Source organism: Xanthomonas arboricola pv. juglandis, assembly GCF_905367715.1.
Lineage (GTDB): Bacteria > Pseudomonadota > Gammaproteobacteria > Xanthomonadales > Xanthomonadaceae > Xanthomonas > Xanthomonas arboricola.
The window spans coordinates 4429873-4453218 of the sequence record NZ_HG999362.1; the positions used below are offsets into that span (position 1 = coordinate 4429873).

Sequence of the window (23346 nt, forward strand, 5' to 3'; positions counted from 1 at the left end):
CTGCCTGCCCACGGCATCGCCTTCCCGCACGCACGCATGGCAGCTGCGCTGGCCGTTGCCTTTCCCGATTCCCGATTCCCGAATCCCGATTCCCGGCAGTCATCCCATGAACATCTCCGCGCCCTTCATCAAGCGCCCGATCGGCACCGCGCTGCTGGCGATCGGTTTGTTCGTGATCGGATTGATGTGCTACCTGCGGCTGGGCGTGGCGGCGTTGCCGAACATCCAGATTCCGGTGATCTTCGTGCACGCCACGCAGTCCGGCGCCGATGCCAGCACCATGGCCTCCACCGTCACCGCACCGCTGGAACGCCACCTGGGCCAGCTGCCCGGCATCGACCGCATGCGCTCCTCCAGTTCGGAGAGCAGCAGCCTGGTGGTGCTGGTGTTCCAGAGCAATCGCAACATCGATTCGGCCGCGCAGGATGTGCAGACGGCGATCAACTCTTCGCAATCGGACCTGCCGTCCGGGCTCGGCACGCCGATCTATTCGAAAGCCAATCCGAACGACGACCCGGTCATTGCCATCGCGTTGACCTCGGACACGCAATCGGCCGATGAGCTCTACAACGTTGCCGACTCGCTGCTGGCGCAACGGCTGCGCCAGATCACCGGCATCAGCTCGGTCGATATCGCCGGCGCCTCCACGCCGGCGGTCCGCGTGGATGTGGATCTGCGCGCGCTCAACGCACTGGGCCTGACCCCGGACGATCTGCGCAACGCGGTGCGCGCGGCCAACGTCACCTCGCCGACCGGATTCCTGTCCGACGGCAACACCACCATGGCGATCGTGGCCAACGATTCGGTGTCCAAGGCCGCCGATTTCGCCCAGCTGGCGATCTCCACCCAGTCCAATGGCCGCATCGTGCGGCTGGGCGATGTGGCCACCGTCTACGACGGCCAGCAGGATGCCTATCAAGCGGCCTGGTTCGACGGCAAACCGGCGGTAGTGATGTATGCCTTCACCCGCGCCGGCGCCAACATCGTCGAAACCGTGGACCAGGTGAAGGCGCAGATCCCCGAGCTACGCGCCTACCTGCAGCCCGGCACCAAGCTGACGCCCTACTTCGACCGCACCCCGACCATCCGCGCCTCGCTGCACGAGGTGCAGGCCACGCTGATGATCAGCCTGGTGATGGTGATCCTGACCATGGCGCTATTCCTGCGCCGCCTGGCGCCGACGTTGATCGCGGCGGTCACCGTGCCGCTGTCGCTGGCCGGTTCGGCGCTGGTGATGTACATGCTGGGCTTCACCTTGAACAACCTCAGCCTGCTGGCGCTGGTGATCGCCATTGGCTTTGTGGTCGACGATGCGATCGTGGTGATCGAAAACATCATGCGTCATCTGGACGAAGGCATGCCGCGTCTGGATGCCGCACTGGCCGGTGCGCGCGAGATCGGCTTCACCATCGTGTCGATCACTGCCTCGCTGGTGGCGGTGTTCATTCCGATGCTGTTTGCCAGCGGCATGATCGGCGCGTTCTTCCGCGAATTCACCGTGACCCTGGTAGCGGCGATCGTGGTGTCGATGCTGGTGTCGCTGACCCTGACGCCGGCGCTGTGCAGCCGCTTTCTGTCCGCACATACCGAACCGGAAAAACCTAGCCGTTTCGGCGCCTGGCTGGACCGCATGCACGAGCGCATGCTCGCGGTGTACACGGTGGCGCTGGATTTCTCGCTGCGGCACGCCCTGCTGCTGTCGCTGACGCCGCTGCTGTTGATCGCCGCCACCGTCTTTCTCGGCGGCGCAGTCAAGAAGGGCTCGTTCCCCGCACAGGACACCGGCCTGATCTGGGGCCGCGCCAATTCCAGCGCCACGGTGTCGTTTGCCGACATGGTCAGCCGCCAGCGCCGCATCACCGACATGCTGATGGCCGACCCGGCGGTGAAGACCGTCGGCGCGCGGCTGGGCTCCGGCCGGCAGGGTTCCAGCGCCTCGTTCAATATCGAATTGAAGAAGCGCGACGAAGGCCGCCGCGACACCACCGCGCAGGTGGTCGCACGCCTGAGCGCCAAGGCCGACCGTTACCCGGATCTGGATCTGCGCCTGCGCGCGATCCAGGACCTGCCCAGCGACGGAGGTGGCGGCACCAGCCAGGGTGCGCAGTACCGCGTCTCGCTGCAGGGCAACGACCTGGCGCAGCTGCAGGAATGGCTGCCCAAGCTGCAGGCCGCGTTGAAGAAGAATCCGCGCCTGCGCGATGTCGGCACCGACGTGGATACATCGGGTCTGCGCCAGAACATCGTGATCGACCGCGCCAAGGCCGCGCGCCTGGGCATTTCGGTCGGTGCCATCGATGGCGCGTTGTATGGCGCCTTCGGCCAGCGTTCCATTTCCACCATCTATTCGGATCTCAACCAGTACAGCGTGGTGGTCAATGCACTGCCCTCGCAGACGGCAACGCCCAAGGCGCTGGACCAGGTCTTCGTGCCCAACCGCGCCGGCCTGATGGTGCCGATCACCTCCGTCGCCACCCAGGTACCCGGGCTGGCGCCGCCGCAGATCGTCCACGAAAACCAGTACACCACGATGGATCTGAGCTACAACCTCGCACCGGGCGTGAGCACCGGCGAGGCGGACCTGATCATCAAGTCCACCGTGGAAGGCTTGCGCATGCCCGACGGCATCCGCCTCAGCGGCGACGACAGCTTCAACGTGCAACTCAGCCCCAACTCGATGGGCGTGTTGCTGCTGGCCGCGGTGCTCACCGTCTACATCGTGCTGGGCATGCTCTACGAGAGCCTGATCCATCCGGTGACCATCCTGTCGACGCTGCCGGCCGCCGGCGTCGGCGCGCTGCTGGCGTTGTTCCTCACCAACACCGAGTTGTCGGTGATCTCGATGATCGCGCTGGTGCTGCTGATCGGCATCGTCAAGAAGAACGCGATCATGATGATCGACTTCGCGCTGGTGGCGCAGCGCGTGCACGGCATGGATGCGCGCGCTGCCGCACGCGAGGCCTCGATCGTGCGCTTCCGCCCGATCATGATGACCACGATGGTGGCGATCCTGGCCGCGGTGCCGCTGGCGGTCGGCCTGGGCGAAGGCTCCGAACTGCGCCGCCCGCTGGGCATCGCGATGATCGGCGGGCTGATCTTCTCGCAGAGCCTGACCCTGCTCAGCACCCCGGCGCTGTACGTGATCTTCTCCTGCCTGAGCGAGCGCTGGAAGGCGCGTCGCGCACGTGCGCGTGCACGCCGGGCCGAGCGCGCGGCAGCACGGCGCCCGGCGGCGTCGGCGCACTGAGGCGACGCCGCACACGCGCCGGTCTGCACGGACCGACGCGTGCCGGCTGGCATGGCGGTTGGCCGGCATCTCTCACCATCGCTTGCCGCTTGCTGGCATGACGCCGGGGCACCGCTGCTGGCAGCGGATTCAAATGCGGCACAGTGATGCGAGCTGCAAATGCACGCTCGACTTACTTGCTTTTGGCCAGAGCCCAAGTGCTTGACCGCATCCAGACGCCGCTGCGATCTGGGAGCTCGGTTGCCTTGACGTGTTGGACGGCATGGATGGATAAGGGATAGGTCAGTTGTTGCGCGGCAGGTCTGCGGCCTGGTTGCAGGGCCCTTGCCCGCCTACCATCGCAGGACACGCCGCAAGTACGTCCCTGTAGGCGCTTATGCGGCATCCATGCCGCGTAAGGTCCCGCGACGGTAGGCGGGCAAGGACCTGTCGAGATGGTCGGTGTGCAAGATGCAAACAGTGCGTTATAGGCGTTGTTCGGGCGACGGCGCGCCCAAAGCAATATGCACTGCGCGATCACGACACGCCATGCGCGACAAAGCCGGCAGACAGCAGACGTGCAAACGCGCACGCCGCGCCGTGACCGCTACACCAGCAACGCCTGCAGCGACGCCCGCTCCAGCTGCGCGTACAACGCGCACTCATCCTGCACCTGCGCGCCCAGCGCCTGTTCGAAACTGCGCTTGCTCGAATGGGCGGCATAGGCGCGTTGTTCGGCGCCACCGAGATTGGACTGGAAGATGCCGGCCGCGCTCACCGGCAGGAAATCTTCATAGATGATCGGATCGGCACTGAGCAGACCGAGCGCAATCGCGGTTTCTGCCGGCATTGCCGCTACCTGCGCGGGGTCGGCACGTCCGGCCTCGGTCAGCGCATAGCGGAAATAGCCCAGACCTTCCTGACGCAGCACGGCTTCGTCGTCGGGAAATGCCACGAACGCGGTCTGCAGCCGCGTGGCGTAATCGGTACCGGTGCTACCCGCGCCATCGCTGTCGCGTGCCTGCGCCAGCAGCGCGTCGTACAGCGCGCGGCCCTTGGGCGTCAGCGCGAGCCCGCGTTGTTCGATCTCGCCGAAGCGCGCGGTATGCGTGCCGTGCTCGGCCTGCCCGCTGTCGCCGACAAAGCGCACCGGCTCCTCCAGTGCCTTGAAGCTGGTCTGGCGCAGCAGGATCGGCACCCGCCGACGCGGCGGCCCTTCGATCACCGCCTTGGCATCGATGCCGGCGCGCTGCATCTGCGCCTGCGCCGCATCGATGTCCAGCGTGCGTGGGGTGAGGTGATTGATATGCGGCCCGTGGAAGCTCACCACGTCGGCGATCAGCTTGTGCGCCTCGCTCAACGCGCGGTAGGTCGGCAGCGACACGGTGGCATCGCCATGCCAGCGGAAGGTTTCCAGCGCTTCGTCCACGAACTGCTGCGCCTGCGACGCCTCCAGCCCGCCATGGCGCTCGTGCTGTTCGATCAGCTCCAGCGCGGCGGCGGTGAAGATCTGCCGCTGCTCCAGGATCTGCGACGCCTGCGCCCGCAACGCGGCATCTTCGATCAGCTCCAGCCGCAGCAACGAGGTGAACACGCGGAACGGATTGACCGACAGCGCCGCCTCGTCGATCGGGCGGAACGCAGTGGAATGCACCGGCACACCGGCCACCGACAAATCGTAATAGCCCACCGGATGCATGCCCATCACCGCAAACAGCCGCCGCAACGTGGCCAGTTCCTGCGCCGTGCCGACCCGGATGGCACCATGCCGTTCCAGATCCAGCCGCGCGCGTTCGTCGTTGCGTTGCAGGCGCGCGGCCAGGGCGGGATCGGCACTCAGGGTGTCGGCGTTGACCTGCGCCACCAGCGTCATCAGGTCGCCGTACAACGGCACCTCGGCGCGATACATGTTCGACATCGCCTGCGCGAACAGGCTGCGGATGTGATCAGGGGAGACAAACACGGTATCGCGCATGGGCTGGTCTTGGCAGGGCCGGCCAACGCCGGCGTTGCAGCATTCTCGCCGACCGCGCCCTGCGGCGGCCAGCTGCACGGCAGCATGCCGGCGCCTGTGTTGCCGCGCAGACAGGCGCGCAGCCGATCGGTCACCTCACGGCTTGCCACTGTGCGGGTTCCCACCAGGCGTAAAACGCATCGAGTGGCAGCTGGCGATCCGTGGCGAGCAGTCGTCCGCTGGATGCGGATGGCGGGCACGCTCGGAACCGCAGCGCGCGGCGTGGTCCATGTCGGTTTTAATGCCGGCTGCACCTGTGTGGCCGGGAGCGCAATCATCTTGTGGGTCGTTCCGAGGATGGACAACAAGTGAGAGAAGCCGCCAGCCTCGCCCAGGCTCAGGCCGACCCGGCGCGCCTCGAACGGCTGGCACAGCTCCGGTGCCACTACCTGCAGCGAGTTGAAGCCGAATAGCACGCTGCCGCACCGGTAGCCGACACCACCTTGAGCCGGCAGCCGCCGGATGTCCGTGGGCGGCGCGCAGGAAGCGCGGCGTACGAGTGGTACACCCCGGTTCCGAGCACGGCCTCACCCGCCTGGCGGCTACGCCGTCGGTTTGCCAGCCGCTTTAAAGCCCGGCCTGCGCCGCTGCCTCGGCCGCCTCGCTGGCCTGGCGCGCGGCTTCCAGCCGTTGCGCGTGATCGCCGAGCTGGCGGCGCAGCAGCGCGTCCAGGGTGATCGGACGTTCCCAGCGGTCGTAACTGGCGACGATGGCGTGCCGCAGCGCGCGCATATGCACGGTCTCCGGCGTGACCGACAGCCGCGTGATCACGCCCTCCCAGCCGTCATGATGGTCGCGGCTGTAGGCGCGCACCGTGTCGCGGCAGGACAACTGCAGCGTTTGCGCCCAGAAACAGGCGAAATAGATATCGCCGGCGTGCCAGCCATGCACCTGCAACAGCGCCTGCACATAGCCGCGCGGGGTGCCGGTGTAACGCGCAACTTCGCCGATGAAACTGTCCGGGTAGCGCTGCGCGTAGCTGCCCATGTCGGCCAGATGCTGGTCCACCCAGGCATCCCCGGTGCCCGGCGTCACTGCCGGCGCAGCAGCCGGTGCCGCAGCGGTAGGCGCGGATGCGGGTGCAGGCGAAGTCTGCGCAGCTGCCAGCATCGGCAGCAGCAGCGCACTCAGCAGCGGCAGGGATCGCAACAGCGAGGTAAGCAGTGAAGGCATGCGCCGATGATGCCGCATGCCCGCGTCGCTGTCAGGCCGAGCGCTTGCGCCACCGACACAAGTGGCGCGCCGTCAGCGCGCCAGCCGCGTGGCGTGCCCCGAGTCGAAACGGATGCGTAGTGCCGGCCCGCCACGAGCATTCGCATGTCTGGCGCGCGCACCGCCGCGCCGGCCGCGCTCAGCGTAGATCGTAAAAGCCGCCGTAGTGCACTTCGCGGCAGCCGCTGAGATCGCAGGCACCCACATAGCCCGGGCCGATGTAACGCTGGCGCGCATCGCGATTGTGCGGGCTGCTGTAAGGGTCCGGACCGTACAGACCATTGCCGTAATAGATCTGGCCGTAGGGGCGGTTGCGCGACGCGCCCAGCCGCAGCCCGGCGCCAAACCCGAGGTATCCGCGGGCGTCGCCGCCGTATGGGCCGTAGCGCTCGCCCGAATATCTGTCGGCAGCAAATACGCTGCTGCGCTCACGCCGGTCCGGCCGGGTCTGCAAGGTCGCAATGCTCTGGCCCTGGGCATCCACATAGCCCTGCTCGCGGTCGAAGCGCACCATGCGGAAATACACCAGCTCTCCCGCGTCCCGACGCGTACGCAGGTGGACATAGTTGCCGCCATCGTCGTAGTAAGGCTGACCGTCGCGAAAGATCACTTCGCTCGGGTTGATGACTTCTTCCTCGAGCTCGGCAGCCGCTAGCGACGGCGCGCCGCCTGACAGAGCCAGCAATACGGCCAGGCTGACACGGCAGGTAAACGACAGCATGCGCATCGGTGATCCCTCCTAGTCGGCCAGGCACCCACGCCTGACCGGAAACGTCCTGTTGCTGGGCGCCGCCGGTTGCGCCGGCAGATCCAGGTCGCGGCGCTGGCCGCGACGGAAGTCAGCTTAGCGCGTGCTGCCGGGCCACTGCATCCAGCGCATGCACTGCCGCCGGCCAGCCGGCAGCGTCGGGCACTTCGCGCATGCGTGGCTCGTCGGCGGCCACGCCATGCTCCTGCTCGTGCGCCCAGGTCACCGCGTACGGGGTGTAGATCCCCCAGCCACCGATGGCCAGCACCGGCTCCACGTCCGAGCGCAAGGAATTGCCGATCATCACAAAGCGCTGCGCCGGCAGGTCGAACTCGCCCAGCACGCGCGCATAGGTCTGGGGATCCTTCTCGGACACCACCTCCACGCGCGGAAACAGATCGGCCAGACCGGATTGCTCGATCTTCTGCTCCTGATGGAACAGGTCGCCCTTGGTGATCAGCACCACCGCATAGTCGGCGGCAATTGCGCTGACCGCCTCACGCACGCCGGCAATCACCTCCACCGGATGCTGCAGCGTGGCACGGCCGATCTCGACGATGCGCTGGATGTCGCGTGCGGCGATGCGCGCCTGCGTCAGTTCGATCGCCGTCTCGATCATCGACAGCGTCATGCCCTTGGCGCCGTAGCCGAATACCTTGAGATTGCGCCGCTCCACCGCCAGCAGGTGCTGCTGCATGCGGCTGTCGCCCAGATCCAGGTAATCGGCCAGGATCGCTTCGAAATCCGCTTCGGCAGTGCGGTAATAGTCCTCGCTTTTCCAGAGGGTATCGTCGCCGTCGAAGCCGACCAGTTGGATCGCCTGGCCGTCGCGCTGTGCAAAAGAGGTCATCGCGCCAGTTTAGCAGCGCACTGGAGCGCTGCTGCAGTCAATCCCCCGCGGCGTCGCCCGGACCGGGCTGGTAGCTGGCGAATTCGTCGCGCGACAGGCGCCCATCGCCATTGCTGTCGAAGCCGGCAAAATTCTCGCGCAGGACGGGGTCGGCGCCGGCTTCGGCCACCGTCAGTGAGCCGTCGGCGTCGACGTCCAGGCCGCGGAAGGTCCGTGGCGCCAACGTGCCGGCCTGCGGCGCCAGTGCGGCCTCCGCACCGCCTTTGGCAGCCGATGGCGCTGCAGCATCGGCCGGCAGCAAGGGCGTTGTGGCAGGCGGTGGTGGGTCGATCGGCAACGGCGCCATTGTCGGTGTTGCCGGCCCTGCGGTGGAGGTCGCACGCGACGGGTTGGCTGGCGGCAACTCCGGCGGCGCCGCGAGCGCCCACAGTGGACTCGACAGGCCGACCAGCATGGCGATACGCAGCAGCATGAGAGTGTGTCGAAGGGACGAGCGGGCAATCTAGCGCGGTGCACGTAAAGAAAACGGGAGCGACCCTGGCAGATCGCTCCCGCGTGTCCATCCTGTTACGTGGTCATGCTGCTACTTGCCGATCACGGGCATCCACGAAGCGATGCCACGGATCAAACGACAACACTGCTCAAACGACTGCGATTGCGAAAGCTGCCTCCTGATGTCGAAAAAACACGTCAGCGAACGAACTCACTACCTTGCGACCTCCTACCTCAGTTGCCTTGCGACCCACTTCCCGCTGCGCCGCCCTGCTGCTTGGCGACAAACGCCTTGTACTCGTCCGGGGTCAGCTTGCCGTTCTTGTCGGAATCGGCGTCGTTGAAGATCTGCGCGAGCCCGGCATTGACCTGGGCCTCCTGTGTGCTGATGGCGCCGTCGCTGTCGGTGTCGACGCTCGCCCAGGTCTGGCCGCCGCCGGACTGCGCAGGCTGTGCCGCAGTGGTGGCAGAGCTTCCCGACTGGGCCGACGTCGCGGCGGCATCCTGCTGCGTACTCTGCGCCATGGCCGGCAGCGCCAGGGCGGCGGCAAGAGCGGCGGTGGCGGCGAGCAGCGAGGTGCGGTTGCGATTCTTCATTGGGTGGTCTCCTTGGCTTGGGAATGCGCGGTGTCGCCGCACATGGCCCCACCTTACCCAGCGCAAATGAACGCAAAACCCGCCGCAATTTCGCGCAAAACATCCTCTTAACCACGCGCCGGACGTTTGCGCCTAGCCATCTGTTAGACATCGGTGAGCCAAACAGAAGCAGCTCATTCAATGCATCGAAATATGCGAACCGTGCCGCATTTCACAACGTAAATTTACGCATTCGGCGCCTCGTCATCCCAGCTTCCGGAGCTGAACAGTTTCCAACCCAGCACCACACCGGCGATCGCCCCGGCTACTTCCAGGATCACCCGCGATCCTAATTCGTTGGGATCGTGGATCTTGGCCAATGCCAGGCGCGCATACAGCGGTGACTCCAGCCGCACGATGCTGGTGTAGACGAGATTCCAGATGTCGTAGCCGCCGCCGATGGCGACCGCGAGCAGACAGGCAATACCCAGCGTGTGCCCGTGGGTGAAGTGCAGACGCCGGCCGATATGCTCGACCCCAGCGAAGACCAGCACACCCAGCACCAACGCGATCAGGCCAGCCTCCAGCGAACCGAGCAGACCGAAGTGCAGGGGCAGATTCATCATGACGATCCAGGCAGCAGGCGCACCAGTCTAGCGGTTGCGGGTGACGGATCCCGGCCCAAGCAGCAAGCGCGAGCGCTTACACGAATGAGGATCGGCCGGGCGCTACGAGCGCCCGATGCTGCGGCACGCCGCGCTCACGCATCATCCTGGCCGCGCGCACTCACCTGCGCCTCGCCTTCTTCATCCCATTGCACGCTGACCGAGATCGGCTTGCAGCACACCTGACAATCTTCGATGTAATGCTGGTCGCCGCCGGTCAGATCCAGCGTCAGGGTGATCCACTCCCCGCAATACGGGCAGGCGATATCGATAAAGCGTTCCGGGTCGGACATGGCAATTCCTTGCAGCAGCGTGGGGTGATGCACAACATGGACAGCACGGTGGCCGGAGTCACCGCCTGCGGCGCAGTCGCTCAGTTGACCGGCACATCGAACGCGGTATCCGGCATCGGCTCGGGACGGAAGGTGAAATGCCACCACTCCATCGGGTAGTTGGCAAATCCCTCCGCCGCCATGGCACGCAACAGATGCTGACGGTGGGCCCGCTGGGCGGGGCTGATGTCGCGCGCATCGGTATGCGCACGCGCATCGAAGAAATCGAAGTCGGTGCCCATCGCCACCGGCTGGCACGGGCCCTGCCGGCAATCGAGCAGGCCCAGGTCCAGCGTCGCGCCACGGCTATGCCCCGAAGTCTCGGCAATGTAGTCGCCCAGCAGTGCGCGCTTGTCCACACGCGGGTAGTACTGCGCCTTGGTCGACTGATCCTGCAGATCCGCAGCCCAGGCCACGAAGGCCTGCACCGCCCGCGCCGGCCGGTAGCAGTCGAACACCTGCAGTCGATATCCCTGGGCCTTGAGCGACCGCGCCACCCGTGCCAGGGCCTCCGCCGCCGGACGCAACAGATAGCACGTGGGCGCCTCATACCCCGGCACCACGTGCCCGGTGAAGTTGTTGCTGCCCGCATAACGCATGTCCACCGCAATCTCCGGCGCAAGGCCCTGCACATTGACCAGACCGGCTTGTGCGGCGGTTGTTGCCGGCGAGAGGATGGGAGCCGCTTGCACGTTGAGGCCTGCGCACAGAAGAACCAGCGCAGACACCTGCCACCCGATGCGCTGCAGGGTGCATGCGACGTGGTGCCATACGAGATTTACCGGGGATCGTGCTTGCGTCATGCGCCAAGCATAAGCCACCACAAGCAAGCTGCCTGCACAGAAGCGCTCGAACAGGCAAAGCACTTGGATCGCTTGACGAACAACGGCTCGGGACGGACAGACCGGATCGCTGCGCTCGCCGTCTACACATCGACGCACTATCCCCCCCTGTGCAATCGCCAGTCCGGTCGAATGCCGGACTGGCGATTGCTGTCGCACAGATTCGTAACCTGATGAGAGGTGCCTAGCGTGCAGGACCCGACTGCGTCTGCGCGGCCTGCGTGCGCTGCTGATCCTCCTGGTTCTGCCGCTGCGTCTCGGCTGTGAGCTGTTGCTGACTCTGCTCCAGCGGCACCGATGCGGCCTGCTGCTTGTCCACGTAGGCACGATTCACATCGAGTGGGTTGTTGGGATTGCGCTCCACCGCAATCAACCCCTTGCCATTGGTGCTCGGCACCAACTCGTCGATACGCGACATCCCACTGACCTTGGCTTCGAATGCGATTTGGCCAGCGGCGCGCTGCATTTCGTCGCGGCTATTGAAGCCGCCGTTCGGCCCATGCTTCTGAAGATGGTCCATTGCCTGCTTGAGCAACGGATCCACTGGACGTTGCGCTTCGACAGCGGCGGAAGCGGGGAACTTGGCCTCGCCACTATTCTTGGCCTGGCCCTGTTGCTTGCCGAGTGCTTCGAGCGTGGCCTTATCGGCAATACCCGTCGGATCCATGCCCTTCTCGCGCTGCAGGTTTGCCACCACTTCCTTGGTCTTGTCGCCGTAATAGCCGGTACCGGACAGCAACTTGCCGCTGTTGTCCTTTATCCCGAGTTCGATCAGGGCCTGCTGCATTGCCTTTACATCCGCACCTTGCTCGCCCGGTCGCAACGATGTGCGCGTTGGATGGTCCTGATGCTGCGACTGTGTCTGTTGCCTGTCCTGCAGCAGGTCGCGCGCCTTGGCGAATGGATCGGACGCAAACAACCTGGCGTTCTGGTTGTCGGCCAGATACTTGTCCAAAGGCATCGTATTGACGCCCTTTGTGCCGCTGGACTGGCTGACCTGCAGCTCGCCGCTCTTGGGGTCGCGCACCACCATCAGGATGTGATCGATGCCCTTCCAGTGGTCATGCCCCGAATTCCGGCTGGCATCCACGCCAATGACCATGCCTTCCTTCAGCGCACCGGGCTTGAATACGTCCTGGCCTTGTAGCAACACGCCGGAATTGTCGAATGCCTTCTTGACGATGCCACCGGAGCCAGTCATTCCTTGCACCAGCATGTCCTGGCGGCCGAACACGTCGCGGCCGGCCTTCTGATTGATCTCCCGCATGGTGGCGTTCTGCAACTCAGAGACCCAGCCGGAGCAGTCGATGTAGCCCTGTTCCAGGTGCTTGCCGTCCACGCCGGGATGGTAGAGCCTGTGGCCCTCGATATTGATCGCGTACTTCACATCGTCGTACTTGACGCCCATCTCATACGCGGCGGTGAGCTTGATTGCGTCTTGACCGCCCTGCCCGGCCGCAGCAGCCGGATGCGACTGCACGCGGGCCGGCGCAGCCGGCTGTTGGGACTGGCCCTCGGCAACTGGCTTGATGCCCTTTTCCGGGATGGCGATATGGTCGAACTTGGTGTCCCAGTACTTCAGAAAGGTCTTGGCCATGTCCTGATCGGACATCTTCTTGAACTCGGCCAGCGAGCTGCCGGTGTAAGCCTCGAACTGTTTGGCACCGGCCGCATCCTTTTCGCGCGGCACATTGTTGATGATGTTCGCGCGCGTGTCTCCGCGCGCGAAGCTGCCGTCGGCAACCGCCTTCTGGATCGACCGATAGCCGGCAGCGCCCTGCTGGTGCGCCATGTATATATCCAGCCCATCGGGCTGCGGCTTGCCGGACAGGTACGGACGATTGTCTTTATCGTGCTGGCGGGTCAGTGACCTCGCATTGTCCTGATATAACCGCGCCGCGGCATCGGTATTGGCCACCGCATCCAGTTCACGGCCGTTGATGCCGTAGGCCGCGGCGGTACCAGGAGTGAACTGGAACAAGCCCTTGGCGCTGTTCGGGCCACGGCTGGCCTGCTCATCGAACCTGCCGCCGGTTTCGACATAGGCGAAACGCATGAAATCGTCGACTGGAATGTGGCGTTCCCTGGCCTCACGCTCGATGATGTCGAGGTTCTCGGCCTTCGTGTAGTCGCGTGCCATCTCGTGTTACTCCTTGAGGTTGATATACGGCGCTGGGCGCCGACAAGGTCAACCGAGCTCATCCATGAGCTAATTGGTGTGCGGTCAACAAGACTGTTCGGTGTTGCAAGTCGCGGGTTCTTGCTGCTGCCGACGCGTCGCTCCGTGGAGCGGCGCACCGACCGATTCACTGGACTTCTTTCGGCAGGTACTGGCCGCTCGCCTGGTCGTATACATAGACCACCGCATCGGATGCATCGAGCATGCGCACCTGGCCAGGGCCGGAAATAACCGTGCCCTGCAACGCCACGTGCATGGCCGGCATCCGCTCGCCGGGCACCGGCTGGAAGCTCAGCGTGCCGCGGCTGGAGACGTGCGGAACGCTACCCTCTTCGTCGCTGCTGAGCTCGTTGTCTTCGCCGGCTGCAAGCGTTCCCCGGTAGACCCAGCCCTGGTAGTCGCCCAGGTCGTTCTTGTCCGGATCGAAGGTAAATAGCGCAAAGCCGAAGCTGGTGACGCCATTGCCGAAACTGGAGATGGGCACTGCCAACAGCAGGTGACCGTTGTCCAGGAGGTGCCGCTGCGGCTTGCGCGTTTCGTCGACCGCGTCGGCGCGCTCGTCGCCGCCGAAACGGCCGACGTACTGTTGCGCGTGGAATAGCCTCCACGGCCGCTCGCTGTCCGGCGCGGTCAGCAGAAACGTGGCCTGGCTGATCGACACGCCTTCGCCCGGATCCGGAAAGGTCTCGGCTTCGTCATTGCCGTACTTGTTGGGCGTGGCGTAGGCGAAACCGGTGTAGTAGTGCTTGCCGTCCAGATCGAAGTGCTGGCCGTGCCAGAAACTGGCAACAGCACCGTTGTCGATCTCGTACGAGAGCGCGCCGTCCCCATCCATCCCGTAAATCAGGTACAGCACGCTGCCCGGGTAGGGCGGTGCCACAGGGACGGCAACTTGAGTGTCGTTGGACATGTGCAGAACATCCTGTATGTATTGAAGAAGCCGGAAACACAACCGCAATCCCGACACGCCATGCCGCGTTATCCGGAAAGCCGCCCTGCTACGCATCACGGACATGGCCCGACCCGCAGAGACGCAGCTGTCGCAGACGCGGCTTCGGACAGAAAACGGTGAGTGCGATCCGGCCCCAAGGCAGGGGCGGTGATGGCGATTCGCGCATGGCAAACCGCAAACCGGCGATCCACTCCGGCATTTCGGGCGAGTGCAGCATCCATTGCCGCTCGCGAATGACTCGCCTGATCATCAGGCCCCGTGGGCGAATCTTATCCAGTTCCCGCGCCCGAAACCAGCCGGCTCTGCCGGCCAGTCCGCGTCGCGTGCCGGCCCACAACAGACCGGCAGCAGGCAGGCTCAGCGATCCAGCGGCGGCGTGTACTGGTGCTTGGCGGCGTCGTAGGTATAGGTGACCACGTCGGCGCCGCCGAGGCTGCGGACCTTGCCAGGGCCCGCAATGGCGGTGCCACTCATGGCCACACGCAGGGTCGGCATCGATCCACTGCCGGGTTCGAAGCTCAGCGTGCCGGTACTGGACGCGCACTTCATGGTGCCCTCATCGTCGCAGGCCGCGCTGTTGTCTTCGCCGGTGGCCACGGTGCCCAGGTAAACCCAGCCCTTGTAGTCGCCCATGTCGTTCTTGTTCGGATCGAAGGAAAACAGCGCAAAACCCAAGCTACTGATGCCGTTGGCGAAGCGCGTGGTCGGCAGCGCAAGCAGCAGGTGGCCATCCTTGGTCTCGGTTCGCTGCGGCTTGCGCGTCTGGTCCAGCGTGTCGGCCTTCTCGTTGCCGCCGAAATCGCCGGCCCACTGCTGCGCATGGAACAGCACCCATGCCGGTTTGCCACCGGCATCGTCGAGCACATAGGTCGCCTGGCTGATGCTGACGCCGACGGCAGGGTCCGGAGAGTCCTCTTCCTCGGATTTGCCGTACTTGCCGGGGCCCGCGTTGGCGAAGCCGGTGTAGTACTGCTTGCCGCCAAGGTCGAAGCGGTAGCCGTACCAGAAGCTGGCCAAGGCGCCGTTGTCGATGGTGTACGACTCCGATCCGTCACCCTTCATCCCATAGATATCGGCAAGCACGTGCCCGGGCGCCGGCACCTCGGCGTCGACCGTTGCAGGACTCGCCGCCGCTGGCGCAGCAGCAGGAGCGCTCTGCGAGGGCGGTGCCTGCACGTCTCCGGGCGTTGCGTCGGGTGTCTTGGTGCAGCCGCCGACCATCAGGATCGTGGCGGCCCACAGGGCAGTCTTTCCTAGCCTCATCACACGACATCCTTCAAGAGTTTGGGCGAGCGGATGCTACCAAGAATGTGGTCGGGATCCAGTCCACGCAGCGTTCGTCAGGGCGACGGAAAACGAGCAGGCTGGATCGCTACGGCGCATCCGGTTCGATGGGCACCGACGGAAGCTGCAATTGCCGCAGTGCTGGTCGGGTCAACGCATGCAGGATGCGCAAATCCTCGGCATCCAGCGTGCGGGCGTCGCTGCCGCGATAGTGATGATGAAATGCCTGTAGCGTGGCGGCGGGATCGTCGAGGCTGTAGCCGAGCAGGGCCAGCGCCTGCCAGGGATCGAAGCCTGCCGGCGCGGCGGGGGCATCGGCGGCAGGCCAGCGGCCGAAGCCGGCGTCGGCCAGGCGCTTCCACGGAAACAGCGGGCCGGGATCGTTCTTGCGGGTCGGGGCCACATCTTCATGCCCGACGATCTGCGTGCGCGGAATGCGCAGACGGGTGCACAGGTCGTCCAGCAGCACCAGCAGGCTGTCGATCTGGGCGGGCGCGAACGGCTCGCTGCCGTCGTTGTCCAGTTCGATGCCGATCGAGGCGGAGTTGATGTCGGTGATGGTGCCCCAGCGCCCGGCGCCGCCATGCCAGGCGCGCTGGTCGTCGCTGACCAGTTGATAGCGCGCGCCATCCTCGCCGATCAGATAGTGCGCACTGACCCGGCCGCCGCTATTGCGCCCGCGCAGCGTGCCCAGGCTCTGCGTCACCGATTGCTGGTCGGTGAAGTGCAGCACGATCAGGATCGGCCGCCGCGCGTCGTAGTTGGGCGAGGGCACCCACTGGGCCAGCGGGTTGCGCTGCGGCGCATGCGCGCACGCCCCCAGTGACAGCACCACCAGGCACAGCGCGGCGCGGAGCCAGGACGATGGCGACAGCGTGGGAGCAGATGACATCGGATTCTCCTGGCAAAACGGCTAGGGCTTGCGCTGTACCAGCACCCTGATGGGCCGCGCAGGCGATGCGCCCATTATCTGCCGTGCGAACGATGGCGTGCAGCATGCGGCTGCGGCCGGTGGCAGACAGACTGCACGTGTGCAGAGACCGACAGACCTTACGGCGCCGCTGCGCCATGCGACACGCACCGGGAATACTTGCGCATGCGTACACTACAAGCCGGCGCGGTCGGCGCAGGTCCGCGCGCCTGCGGTCGTGATTCCCTGTAAAAAGCCTCGCCAGTCGCTGCATCCATCAAGAGCCCTCTTCATGCCACTGTCGCGCCGCCTGCTGACGTTGTTGCTGCTGGTCACTGGACTGTCCTGCGTTGCCGCTGCGGCAACGCCTGCCAGCCCGATACCGCACACGGCACCGTTGGCGGCCAGCGATGCGCAGCTGACCGCCGACTACTGGATCCAGCGCGCTGGCAATACGCAGACGCTGCACATGACTGCCGCACAGATCGCCGGCTTCAATGCGCGTTTGCTGCGTGACGATGGCTCCATGCACGACCTATCGCAGCTGGCCGAGGTGCTGCCGGCGGCCGAGGTGCGCGCACGCATTGAAACGCTGTCGGCCACACCGACGCGTGTGCTGTACGACAGCGAAGGTCGCAGCATCGATACCTCTCGCCTTGCGACGCTGCGCCACGCCCTGGCACTGGATGCACTGCCCGCACAGGTCACGCCACGGTTCGCACTGGTGGTGCAGCGCGCGGCACTGCGCACCTTCCCCACCGCGCAACGCGTGTTCAGCACCACCGACGACCACGATATCGACCGCTTCCAGGAATCGGCGCTCTACCCCGGCACACCGGTGGCGGTGCTGCACACCAGCGCCGATGGTGCATGGCACTTTGTGCTGGCGGCCAACTATGCGGCCTGGATCGCCGCCGACCGGATTGCCATGGGCACGCGTGACGAAGTGCTGGACTATGCACAACGCCGCCCACGGCTGATGGTCACCGGCGCACGCGTGCAAAGCGCCTATACCCCGGAGGTACCCGCCATCTCCGCACTGGCGCTGGACATGGGCACCAGCGTGCCGCTGCTTGGCGACTGGCCGCCGCAGCAGCCGGTCAACGGGCAGTTGCCGCAGGCTGCCCATGTCGTGCAGTTGCCGCTGCGCAACAGCGATGGTCGCTTGCAGCTGGTGCCGGCACTGATCCCACGCGGCGCCGACGTGCGCGCAGGCCCGCTGCCGGCCACGCACGCAGCGTTGTTGCAGCAGGCGATCAAATTTCTCGGCGAACGCTATGGCTGGGGCAATGATTACGATGCGCGCGACTGCAGCGGTTTCGTGCTGGATGTGTATCGCAGCCTGGGCATCGCATTGCCGCGCAATACCGGCGATCAGGCACGCAGCCCGGCGCTTCTGAGCGTTCCGTTCCAGGCGCAGGCCGCACTGCCGCAGCGCCTGCAACAACTCGCCCAGCTGCAGGTCGGCGACCTGATCTATATCCCCGGTCATGTGATGCTGGTGATTGGACACGAGCACGGTGCGCCATGGGTGATCCATGATGTGGCCGGCGCCAATTACCGCGACGCAGCCGGCAACGTGCAGCGCGCGCGCTTGAACGGTGTGTCGGTGACGCCGCTGCTGCCCTTGCTCGCCAGCGACGGCACACCATTCGTCGACCACATCACCCGCATCCAACGCATCGCACCGACTGACTCGCCATGAAGATCACCGGCTTCCGCCTCGGCATGCTGCGCGTGCCATTGAAGACCCCGTTCAAGACAGCAGTGCGTACCGTGCAGGCGATCGAGGATGTGGTGGTGCTGCTGCAGACCGACAGCGGCCACATCGGCTATGGCGCAGCGCCGGCCACCGCCCCGATCACGGGCGATACGCATGGCTCCATCATCGCCGCAATCGATCATTGCATCGGGCCGACGTTGATCGGCCAGAACGTGGCCGATCTCAACCGGCTATGCGCGCTGGTGCAGCACGCGCTGGAGCGCAACACCAGCGCCAAGGCGGCAGTGGAGATCGCGCTCTACGACCTGTGGGCGCAGGCCTTGGGCACCCCGCTCTACCGTGCGCTCGGCGGCGGCACGCCGCGCATCACCACCGACATCACCATCAGCGTCGATAGCATCGACGTGATGGTGGCGCAGGCGCAATCCGCGCTCACGCGCGGCTATCGGTCGCTGAAGATCAAGGTCGGCAAGGACAGCGGCTCGGACCTCGAGCGAATCACGGCGATACATGCCGCTGTCGCTGGTCGCGCATCGCTGCGCCTGGATGCCAACCAGGGCTGGACGCCCAAACAGGCGGTGCGCACCATGCGCACACTGGAACACGCCGGCATCGTAATGGAACTGGTGGAGCAGCCGGTCAAGGCCGCGGACATCGACGGGCTGGCGTTTGTCACCGCGCGGATCGACACGCCGGTGATGGCCGACGAAAGCGTGTTCTCGCCGGTCCAGGTGATCGACCTCATCCAGCGCCGCGCCGCCGATATCGTCAACATCAAACTGATGAAGACCGGCGGGCTATCCAACGCAATCCGCATCGCCGATATCGCTGGCTTGTACGGCGTGCCCTGCATGATCGGCTGCATGATCGAATCCAGCATCAGCGTGGCTGCGGCAGTGCATCTGGCGGTGGCCAAGGCCGACAGCATTACCCTGGCGGATCTGGATGCGCCCGCGCTCGGGCAGTTCGATCCCACCGAGGGCGGCGTGCACTTCGACGATGCCCAGATCCATATCGACGACTCGCCCGGCCTGGGCATCCGCCGTATCCACGGGCTGGAGCTCCTGCCGGCTTAAAACGTCAGTAGGGTCTCCAGGCCGCATTGGTCCAGGCGCGATGCCTCACCACTTCTGCGCATGCAGTCACCCGGACAGCGAACCTCGTGCATTGCTTGCACCATGCCCACCGACCATCGCGACTGGTCCTTGCCCGCTCACCGTCGCGGGACCTTACGCGGCATGGATGCCGCGTAAGCGCCTAAAAGGATGTACTTGCGGCGTGTCCTGCGAGGGCGGGCGGGCAAGGGCCCTGCAACCATGCCCCAGATCAGCCGCTCTGCAGCCAGCCAGCCACAGAGGCCAACTCTCCCAGAACAACAAAACACACTCGAAGCCCCGCCAAGCAGTCGTACAAACCAGGCGCGCGCATGCGGCACGCGGCCGCATTGCTGAGTACAGTAGCGACAGTATGGTGCGCCCAACGCGGCACCAAAGCAGCGCACTATCTCCGTCAACCGTGTATCGATCCCAGACTCGTCCCCGCTCGACCATTCCCCCGGAGCCTGCATGCGCCTTGCCACCTTGTTTCGATCCGTTGTGCTGTTGGCGCTGGCAAGTTGCAGCAGCGTTGCCGTCGCTGCCGGGCCGATCGATGCCTTGAATCAAGCGCGCGCGTTGATCGTGGTGACCACGCCGGACTGGGACAGCACCCAGGCGCGCCTGCAGACATTCACCCGTGTGGACGGCCACTGGCAACCGGCCGCACCGGGCTTCGCAGTCGCGCTCGGGCGGCATGGCAGTGCCTGGGGCGATGGCTTGCATCCGGCGCAGGCACAAGGCCCGCAGAAGCGCGAAGGCGACGGCCGCAGCCCGGCCGGTGTATTCGCGATCGGCCCGGCCTTCGGTTACGCCCAGCAGATCGACAGCGCCATGCCGTACCAGGCGATGAGCGCCACCCACTACTGCATGGATGTACCGAGTTCGCCGCTGTACAACCGCATCGTCGATGCCGCGCAGGTCGGTGAGGCCGCGGTGGCCGGGTCGACCGAACCGATGCGCCTGGACCTGCAACATCCCGGCGATGCACGTTACAGCGAGGGCTTCGTGATCGCCCACAATCCCGATGCGGTTCCCGGGCGCGGCAGCTGCATCTTCGCGCACCTGTGGCGCACGCCGGGCCAGTTCACCGCCGGCTGCACCGCGATGGCGCCGGCCGATATGCAACGCCTGCTGGCCTGGTTGAAGCCCGACGACAAACCGCTGTTCGTGCTGTTGCCACGTGCCGAATACGCACGCCTGCAAGCCCGCTGGCAGTTGCCCGAGTTGAGGGAGGCAGCACGATGACCACCCCAGCTCCTGCACCCGATTCCACTGGCCTGGTCCGCGTGGTCAGCCGCTGGCAGATTGTCGGCTTGTCGATTAACGATGTCATCGGCAGCGGCATCTATCTGCTGCCCGCGGCCACCGCGGCACTGCTGGGGCCGATGAGCCTGTGGGCGGTGATGCTGGCCGGCCTGGCGGTGGCGTTGCTGGTGTTGTGCTACGCGCAGGCGGCCAGCTATTTCGACACGCCGGGCGGCAGTTACCTGTACACGCGTGAGGCGTTCGGCCCGTTTGTCGGCTTTCAGATCGGCTGGATGATCTGGCTCACGCGCATCAGTTCGGCAGCGGCATTGAGCAACGGCCTGGCCGATGCGGTGGCGCGGTTTTGGCCAACCGTAGCAACCGATCACTGGGCACGCTTGCTGGTGGTCGTCGGTTCCCTGGGCCTGCTCACCGCCATCAACGTGATCGGCGTGAAATCGGCGGCGCGTACCGGCATCGCACTGGTGATCGGCAAGCTGGTGCCGTTGCTGCTGTTCGTGGCAATCGGCCTGTTCTACGTGGACTGGTCGTGGGCCTTTGCCGGCACCACGCCGGATCTGCGCGACCTGGGCAATCTGGGCGAAGCGGCCTTGCTGCTGCTGTTTGCCTATGCAGGCTTTGAAAACATTCCTGCGGCCGCTGGCGAATACCGCAACCCACGCCGCGACGTGCCGTTTGCGCTGATCACCATGATCGTCACGGTCACCTTGATCTACGCCGCGGTCCAGGTCGTCGCACAGGGCACGCTGCCCAATCTTGCCGCCTCGCCCACGCCATTGGCCGATGCCGCAAGCCGTTTCGGCGGCGAGGCGCTGGCGCTGATCCTCACCGTGGGTGCCACCATTTCCATCCTAGGCACCACCAGCAATACGGTCATGCTCGGGCCGCGTTTTCTGTTCGCGCTGGCACAGGATGGCTACGGCCCTGCATTCCTGGCACGTGTGCATCCGCGCTTCCACACCCCGGCTGCGGCAGTGCTGACCCAGGGCGTGCTGTCGCTGGCGCTGGCGGTGTCTGGCTCGTTTACGCAGCTGGCATTGCTGTCGATGGTCACGCGGCTGTTTGCCTACATCGGCACCGCTGCGGCAGTGATCGTGCTGGCGCGTCGCTACCGGCAACGCACCGACACCTTGCGCCTGCCTGGCGGGCCGGCCATTCCCATCGCAGCGCTGCTGCTGTCGCTGGGCCTGCTGGCCAGCGCCAGCTGGCAGAACCTGGCAGCCGCCGGGGTGGCATTGCTGGTGGGCTGGCTGATTTACCTGTTTCCGCGCAAGTCTGCGTAGCGGTTTTCGCAGGGCGCTCGCACAGCGATCACGCCCGACTAACCGTGCCCGCCCAAGGCTGCAGCTCTCACCTGCATGGGAGCTTGCGATGAAACTGCGCCGTGTCTACAGCACGCCCGATATCGAAAGTGCGCAACGCGTCATGCAGGCCGCACGCAGCGCCGGCATCGACAACGATGCGCTGTCCTTGATTGCCCGTTCGGATATCGAGCTGGAAGGTATTGCCGATGAACGCAAGGATGCCAAGACGGATTTTCTCCCTGCTGCCGCGCGCGGCGCCGCCACCGGGGGCGCTGCGGGCTTGGTCGCCGGACTGGTTGCCATCGCCGTGCCTCCGATCGGCCTCACCATCGCCGGCGCCGGCGTCATGGCGCTGGCAGGCGCCCTGGTCGGTACCTGGTCGTCTGCACTGATCGGCGCCACCGTTCCCGACCCGGTCCGCCGCCAATTCGAGGACGAAATCCAGGCAGGGCGCGTCCTGGTCATCATCGATGCCGACCAGCCCTCGCTGCAGCATGCCGAAGCCAGCCTGCGTGCCGCCGGCGCCACGCCGCTGCCTTACGAGGCTGCATCGGCAGCGACGTGACAAGCGCCGACGCCGGCTGAATTGCTGTTAGCAGTGCACCGCATCGCCCAAGGGCGCACTAGAGACAAATACACAAGTGCAGCATGCCTTGATGTCCTCCTCACCTGCCCTGGCAACGGATTTAACACCTGCCCGCCTAGGTTAGGGCGCACATTCAACACGGAGACGAGCATGAACGTGCCGTATCAGATTCCGGGCCGCGCACCGGACGAAGACCGCAGCCAGAACGTATCCAATTATTGGCGCGAGCGCTTCACCGAAGAATCGTATTACACCGAAGGTGACCGCTACGAAGATTACGAGGGTGCCTACCTCGCAGGGCATGAGGCGCGTATCCGCGAAAACGCACGCGCCTACGATCAGGTGGAAGCAGAATTGCACCGCGAATGGGAAGCCAACCGTGGCACCGATGGCCTGAGCTGGAGCAAGGCCCGTCACGCCGTCAAGCGTGCCTGGGAAAATGCAACAGACTTCGTGAGTGGCGACAACAAGTCCAAGCCCTGAACACAACAACGCCACCGTCGAGGTGGCGTTGTTGTATCAGTGTGGGGTGCTGCGTCAATCCAGTGGCGGCGGTACCGCGCGCGAGTAATGCGATGCGTTGGCGACATCCATCGCATCACGGGTGTTCTTCTGCACCGCAACCGCGCCAAACAGGCTCAATGCGTAGGCCATTGCGTAGAAACCTTTCTCGCTCAGCAACAAAGTCGCGTTGATCAGGCCGATTGCCAGTAGCAGCAGCGCGATGACCAGCGAGAACCAACAGATCGCGTAGTACAGGCCCGTCACCGGAATTCCATCTGCGCGGTCACGCACACTCTTCTGCAACGACACCGATGCGAACAGGCCGAACAACAGCAGCGTGAAGTAATAGCCTTTTTCGTTGAGCATCATCTGCGCATTCCATAGCCCGACCAGGTAGGCAATGCCGCCCAGCAGCAATGCAGCCCAGGATGCGGCGATAAAAGCAGGTGACGTTTTTTGCGTGGCAGCCATGGAAACTCCTTTTCATGGTGAAGCGGTAATGTGGGACGCACACGTCTCACAAAGAAAGTGATCTACTACAAGGCGGCCTCGAAGGCGTCGTGTAAGGTACTTTAAAACCCGAC

The 23346-nt window shown here is 65.2% G+C and carries 21 protein-coding genes and 1 pseudogene; 7 read left to right on the forward strand and 15 right to left on the reverse strand.

Features of this window, described 5'->3' with window-relative positions; translation table 11 throughout:
- Window positions 1–106 precede the first annotated feature (106 nt).
- The gene (locus tag KHN93_RS19135; RefSeq protein ID WP_039518520.1) at window positions 107–3247 is read left to right on the forward strand and encodes an efflux RND transporter permease subunit; all 3141 of its coding nucleotides are present in this window, start codon (window positions 107–109) and stop codon (window positions 3245–3247) included.
- A gap of 586 nt (window positions 3248–3833) precedes the next feature.
- On the opposite strand, the gene hglS is transcribed toward KHN93_RS19135, so the two are convergent.
- The 14 genes and pseudogenes from hglS to KHN93_RS19205 form a co-directional block, all read right to left on the reverse strand.
- The gene (gene hglS, locus KHN93_RS19140; protein WP_211921113.1) at window positions 3834–5201 is read right to left on the reverse strand and encodes a 2-oxoadipate dioxygenase/decarboxylase HglS; all 1368 of its coding nucleotides are present in this window, start codon (window positions 5199–5201) and stop codon (window positions 3834–3836) included.
- Between the two features lie 344 nt (window positions 5202–5545).
- Window positions 5546–5683 (reverse strand): annotated as a pseudogene (locus KHN93_RS19145) (beta-ketoacyl-[acyl-carrier-protein] synthase II); the annotation flags it as partial.
- Between the two features lie 124 nt (window positions 5684–5807).
- The gene (locus tag KHN93_RS19150) at window positions 5808–6431 is read right to left on the reverse strand and encodes a hypothetical protein (protein WP_211921115.1); all 624 of its coding nucleotides are present in this window, start codon (window positions 6429–6431) and stop codon (window positions 5808–5810) included.
- A gap of 160 nt (window positions 6432–6591) precedes the next feature.
- Window positions 6592–7179 carry a hypothetical protein gene (locus tag KHN93_RS19155; protein ID WP_211921117.1) on the reverse strand — a complete coding sequence of 196 codons (588 nt, stop codon included), beginning with the start codon at window positions 7177–7179 and terminating at the stop codon, window positions 6592–6594.
- Window positions 7180–7291: 112 nt separating this feature from the next.
- Window positions 7292–8050 carry an HAD family hydrolase gene (locus KHN93_RS19160; RefSeq protein ID WP_102253288.1) on the reverse strand — a complete coding sequence of 253 codons (759 nt, stop codon included), beginning with the start codon at window positions 8048–8050 and terminating at the stop codon, window positions 7292–7294.
- 37 nt (window positions 8051–8087) lie between these two features.
- On the reverse strand, window positions 8088–8522 hold the full coding sequence (locus KHN93_RS19165; protein ID WP_104561373.1) for an EF-hand domain-containing protein: 435 nt from the start codon (window positions 8520–8522) through the stop codon (window positions 8088–8090).
- A 254-nt stretch (window positions 8523–8776) separates the two neighbouring features.
- The gene (locus tag KHN93_RS19170) at window positions 8777–9139 is read right to left on the reverse strand and encodes an EF-hand domain-containing protein (RefSeq protein ID WP_016903160.1); all 363 of its coding nucleotides are present in this window, start codon (window positions 9137–9139) and stop codon (window positions 8777–8779) included.
- A 224-nt stretch (window positions 9140–9363) separates the two neighbouring features.
- Window positions 9364–9741, reverse strand: a complete 378-nt coding sequence (locus KHN93_RS19175; protein WP_039522427.1) for a hypothetical protein — start codon at window positions 9739–9741, stop codon at window positions 9364–9366.
- A 137-nt stretch (window positions 9742–9878) separates the two neighbouring features.
- A complete protein-coding gene (locus KHN93_RS19180; protein WP_016903162.1) occupies window positions 9879–10076 on the reverse strand; it encodes a CPXCG motif-containing cysteine-rich protein in 198 nt (65 codons plus the stop codon).
- An 80-nt stretch (window positions 10077–10156) separates the two neighbouring features.
- Window positions 10157–10807, reverse strand: coding sequence for a M15 family metallopeptidase (locus tag KHN93_RS19185; protein ID WP_425511676.1), 651 nt, complete (start codon window positions 10805–10807; stop codon window positions 10157–10159).
- A 334-nt stretch (window positions 10808–11141) separates the two neighbouring features.
- The gene (locus tag KHN93_RS19190) at window positions 11142–13097 is read right to left on the reverse strand and encodes a peptidoglycan-binding domain-containing protein (RefSeq protein ID WP_211921119.1); all 1956 of its coding nucleotides are present in this window, start codon (window positions 13095–13097) and stop codon (window positions 11142–11144) included.
- Between the two features lie 166 nt (window positions 13098–13263).
- Window positions 13264–14046, reverse strand: a complete 783-nt coding sequence (locus tag KHN93_RS19195; RefSeq protein WP_039524931.1) for a hypothetical protein — start codon at window positions 14044–14046, stop codon at window positions 13264–13266.
- A gap of 399 nt (window positions 14047–14445) precedes the next feature.
- Window positions 14446–15351 (reverse strand): hypothetical protein, encoded by a 906-nt coding sequence (locus KHN93_RS19200; protein WP_065048587.1) that lies wholly within the window; start codon window positions 15349–15351, stop codon window positions 14446–14448.
- A gap of 109 nt (window positions 15352–15460) precedes the next feature.
- Window positions 15461–16264, reverse strand: coding sequence for an N-acetylmuramoyl-L-alanine amidase (locus KHN93_RS19205; protein ID WP_104561371.1), 804 nt, complete (start codon window positions 16262–16264; stop codon window positions 15461–15463).
- A 310-nt stretch (window positions 16265–16574) separates the two neighbouring features.
- Here KHN93_RS19205 and KHN93_RS19210 point away from each other — a divergent pair, with 310 nt between their 5' ends.
- The 6 genes from KHN93_RS19210 (at window position 16575) to KHN93_RS19235 (ending at window position 22741) form a co-directional block, all read left to right on the forward strand.
- Window positions 16575–17987 (forward strand): SH3 domain-containing protein, encoded by a 1413-nt coding sequence (locus tag KHN93_RS19210; protein ID WP_211921121.1) that lies wholly within the window; start codon window positions 16575–16577, stop codon window positions 17985–17987.
- Window positions 17984–19081 (forward strand): dipeptide epimerase, encoded by a 1098-nt coding sequence (locus tag KHN93_RS19215; RefSeq protein ID WP_211921123.1) that lies wholly within the window; start codon window positions 17984–17986, stop codon window positions 19079–19081. Before KHN93_RS19210 ends, KHN93_RS19215 begins: the two co-directional genes overlap by 4 nt.
- Before the next feature lie 489 nt (window positions 19082–19570).
- A complete protein-coding gene (locus KHN93_RS19220) occupies window positions 19571–20347 on the forward strand; it encodes a L,D-transpeptidase family protein (protein ID WP_065048581.1) in 777 nt (258 codons plus the stop codon).
- Window positions 20344–21651: an APC family permease gene (locus KHN93_RS19225; protein WP_024938862.1), complete on the forward strand. Its 1308-nt coding sequence runs from the start codon at window positions 20344–20346 to the stop codon at window positions 21649–21651. Before KHN93_RS19220 ends, KHN93_RS19225 begins: the two co-directional genes overlap by 4 nt.
- Window positions 21652–21739: 88 nt before the next feature.
- Complete coding sequence (locus KHN93_RS19230) at window positions 21740–22237, forward strand: hypothetical protein (protein WP_127158736.1); 498 nt, start codon at window positions 21740–21742, stop codon at window positions 22235–22237.
- A 171-nt stretch (window positions 22238–22408) separates the two neighbouring features.
- A complete protein-coding gene (locus KHN93_RS19235; RefSeq protein ID WP_039518493.1) occupies window positions 22409–22741 on the forward strand; it encodes a hypothetical protein in 333 nt (110 codons plus the stop codon).
- 54 nt (window positions 22742–22795) lie between these two features.
- On the opposite strand, the gene yiaA is transcribed toward KHN93_RS19235, so the two are convergent.
- Complete coding sequence (yiaA, locus tag KHN93_RS19240; RefSeq protein ID WP_046344757.1) at window positions 22796–23233, reverse strand: inner membrane protein YiaA; 438 nt, start codon at window positions 23231–23233, stop codon at window positions 22796–22798.
- Between the last annotated feature and the right edge of the window lie 113 nt (window positions 23234–23346).

Coding starts and splice junctions, on each gene's coding strand:
- KHN93_RS19180 (WP_016903162.1), bottom strand. CDS start 10,076: ATGTCCGACCCGGAACGCTTTATCGATATCGCCTGCCCGTATTGCGGG.
- KHN93_RS19235 (WP_039518493.1), top strand. CDS start 22,409: ATGAACGTGCCGTATCAGATTCCGGGCCGCGCACCGGACGAAGACCGC.
- KHN93_RS19150 (WP_211921115.1), bottom strand. CDS start 6,431: ATGCGGCATCATCGGCGCATGCCTTCACTGCTTACCTCGCTGTTGCGA.
- KHN93_RS19160 (WP_102253288.1), bottom strand. CDS start 8,050: ATGACCTCTTTTGCACAGCGCGACGGCCAGGCGATCCAACTGGTCGGC.
- KHN93_RS19220 (WP_065048581.1), top strand. CDS start 19,571: ATGCGCCTTGCCACCTTGTTTCGATCCGTTGTGCTGTTGGCGCTGGCA.
- KHN93_RS19215 (WP_211921123.1), top strand. CDS start 17,984: ATGAAGATCACCGGCTTCCGCCTCGGCATGCTGCGCGTGCCATTGAAG.
- KHN93_RS19135 (WP_039518520.1), top strand. CDS start 107: ATGAACATCTCCGCGCCCTTCATCAAGCGCCCGATCGGCACCGCGCTG.
- KHN93_RS19230 (WP_127158736.1), top strand. CDS start 21,740: ATGAAACTGCGCCGTGTCTACAGCACGCCCGATATCGAAAGTGCGCAA.
- KHN93_RS19165 (WP_104561373.1), bottom strand. CDS start 8,522: ATGCTGCTGCGTATCGCCATGCTGGTCGGCCTGTCGAGTCCACTGTGG.
- KHN93_RS19155 (WP_211921117.1), bottom strand. CDS start 7,179: ATGCGCATGCTGTCGTTTACCTGCCGTGTCAGCCTGGCCGTATTGCTG.
- KHN93_RS19175 (WP_039522427.1), bottom strand. CDS start 9,741: ATGAATCTGCCCCTGCACTTCGGTCTGCTCGGTTCGCTGGAGGCTGGC.
- KHN93_RS19200 (WP_065048587.1), bottom strand. CDS start 15,351: ATGAGGCTAGGAAAGACTGCCCTGTGGGCCGCCACGATCCTGATGGTC.
- yiaA (WP_046344757.1), bottom strand. CDS start 23,233: ATGGCTGCCACGCAAAAAACGTCACCTGCTTTTATCGCCGCATCCTGG.
- KHN93_RS19210 (WP_211921121.1), top strand. CDS start 16,575: ATGCCACTGTCGCGCCGCCTGCTGACGTTGTTGCTGCTGGTCACTGGA.
- KHN93_RS19205 (WP_104561371.1), bottom strand. CDS start 16,264: ATGTCATCTGCTCCCACGCTGTCGCCATCGTCCTGGCTCCGCGCCGCG.
- KHN93_RS19225 (WP_024938862.1), top strand. CDS start 20,344: ATGACCACCCCAGCTCCTGCACCCGATTCCACTGGCCTGGTCCGCGTG.
- KHN93_RS19195 (WP_039524931.1), bottom strand. CDS start 14,046: ATGTCCAACGACACTCAAGTTGCCGTCCCTGTGGCACCGCCCTACCCG.
- KHN93_RS19190 (WP_211921119.1), bottom strand. CDS start 13,097: ATGGCACGCGACTACACGAAGGCCGAGAACCTCGACATCATCGAGCGT.
- hglS (WP_211921113.1), bottom strand. CDS start 5,201: ATGCGCGATACCGTGTTTGTCTCCCCTGATCACATCCGCAGCCTGTTC.
- KHN93_RS19170 (WP_016903160.1), bottom strand. CDS start 9,139: ATGAAGAATCGCAACCGCACCTCGCTGCTCGCCGCCACCGCCGCTCTT.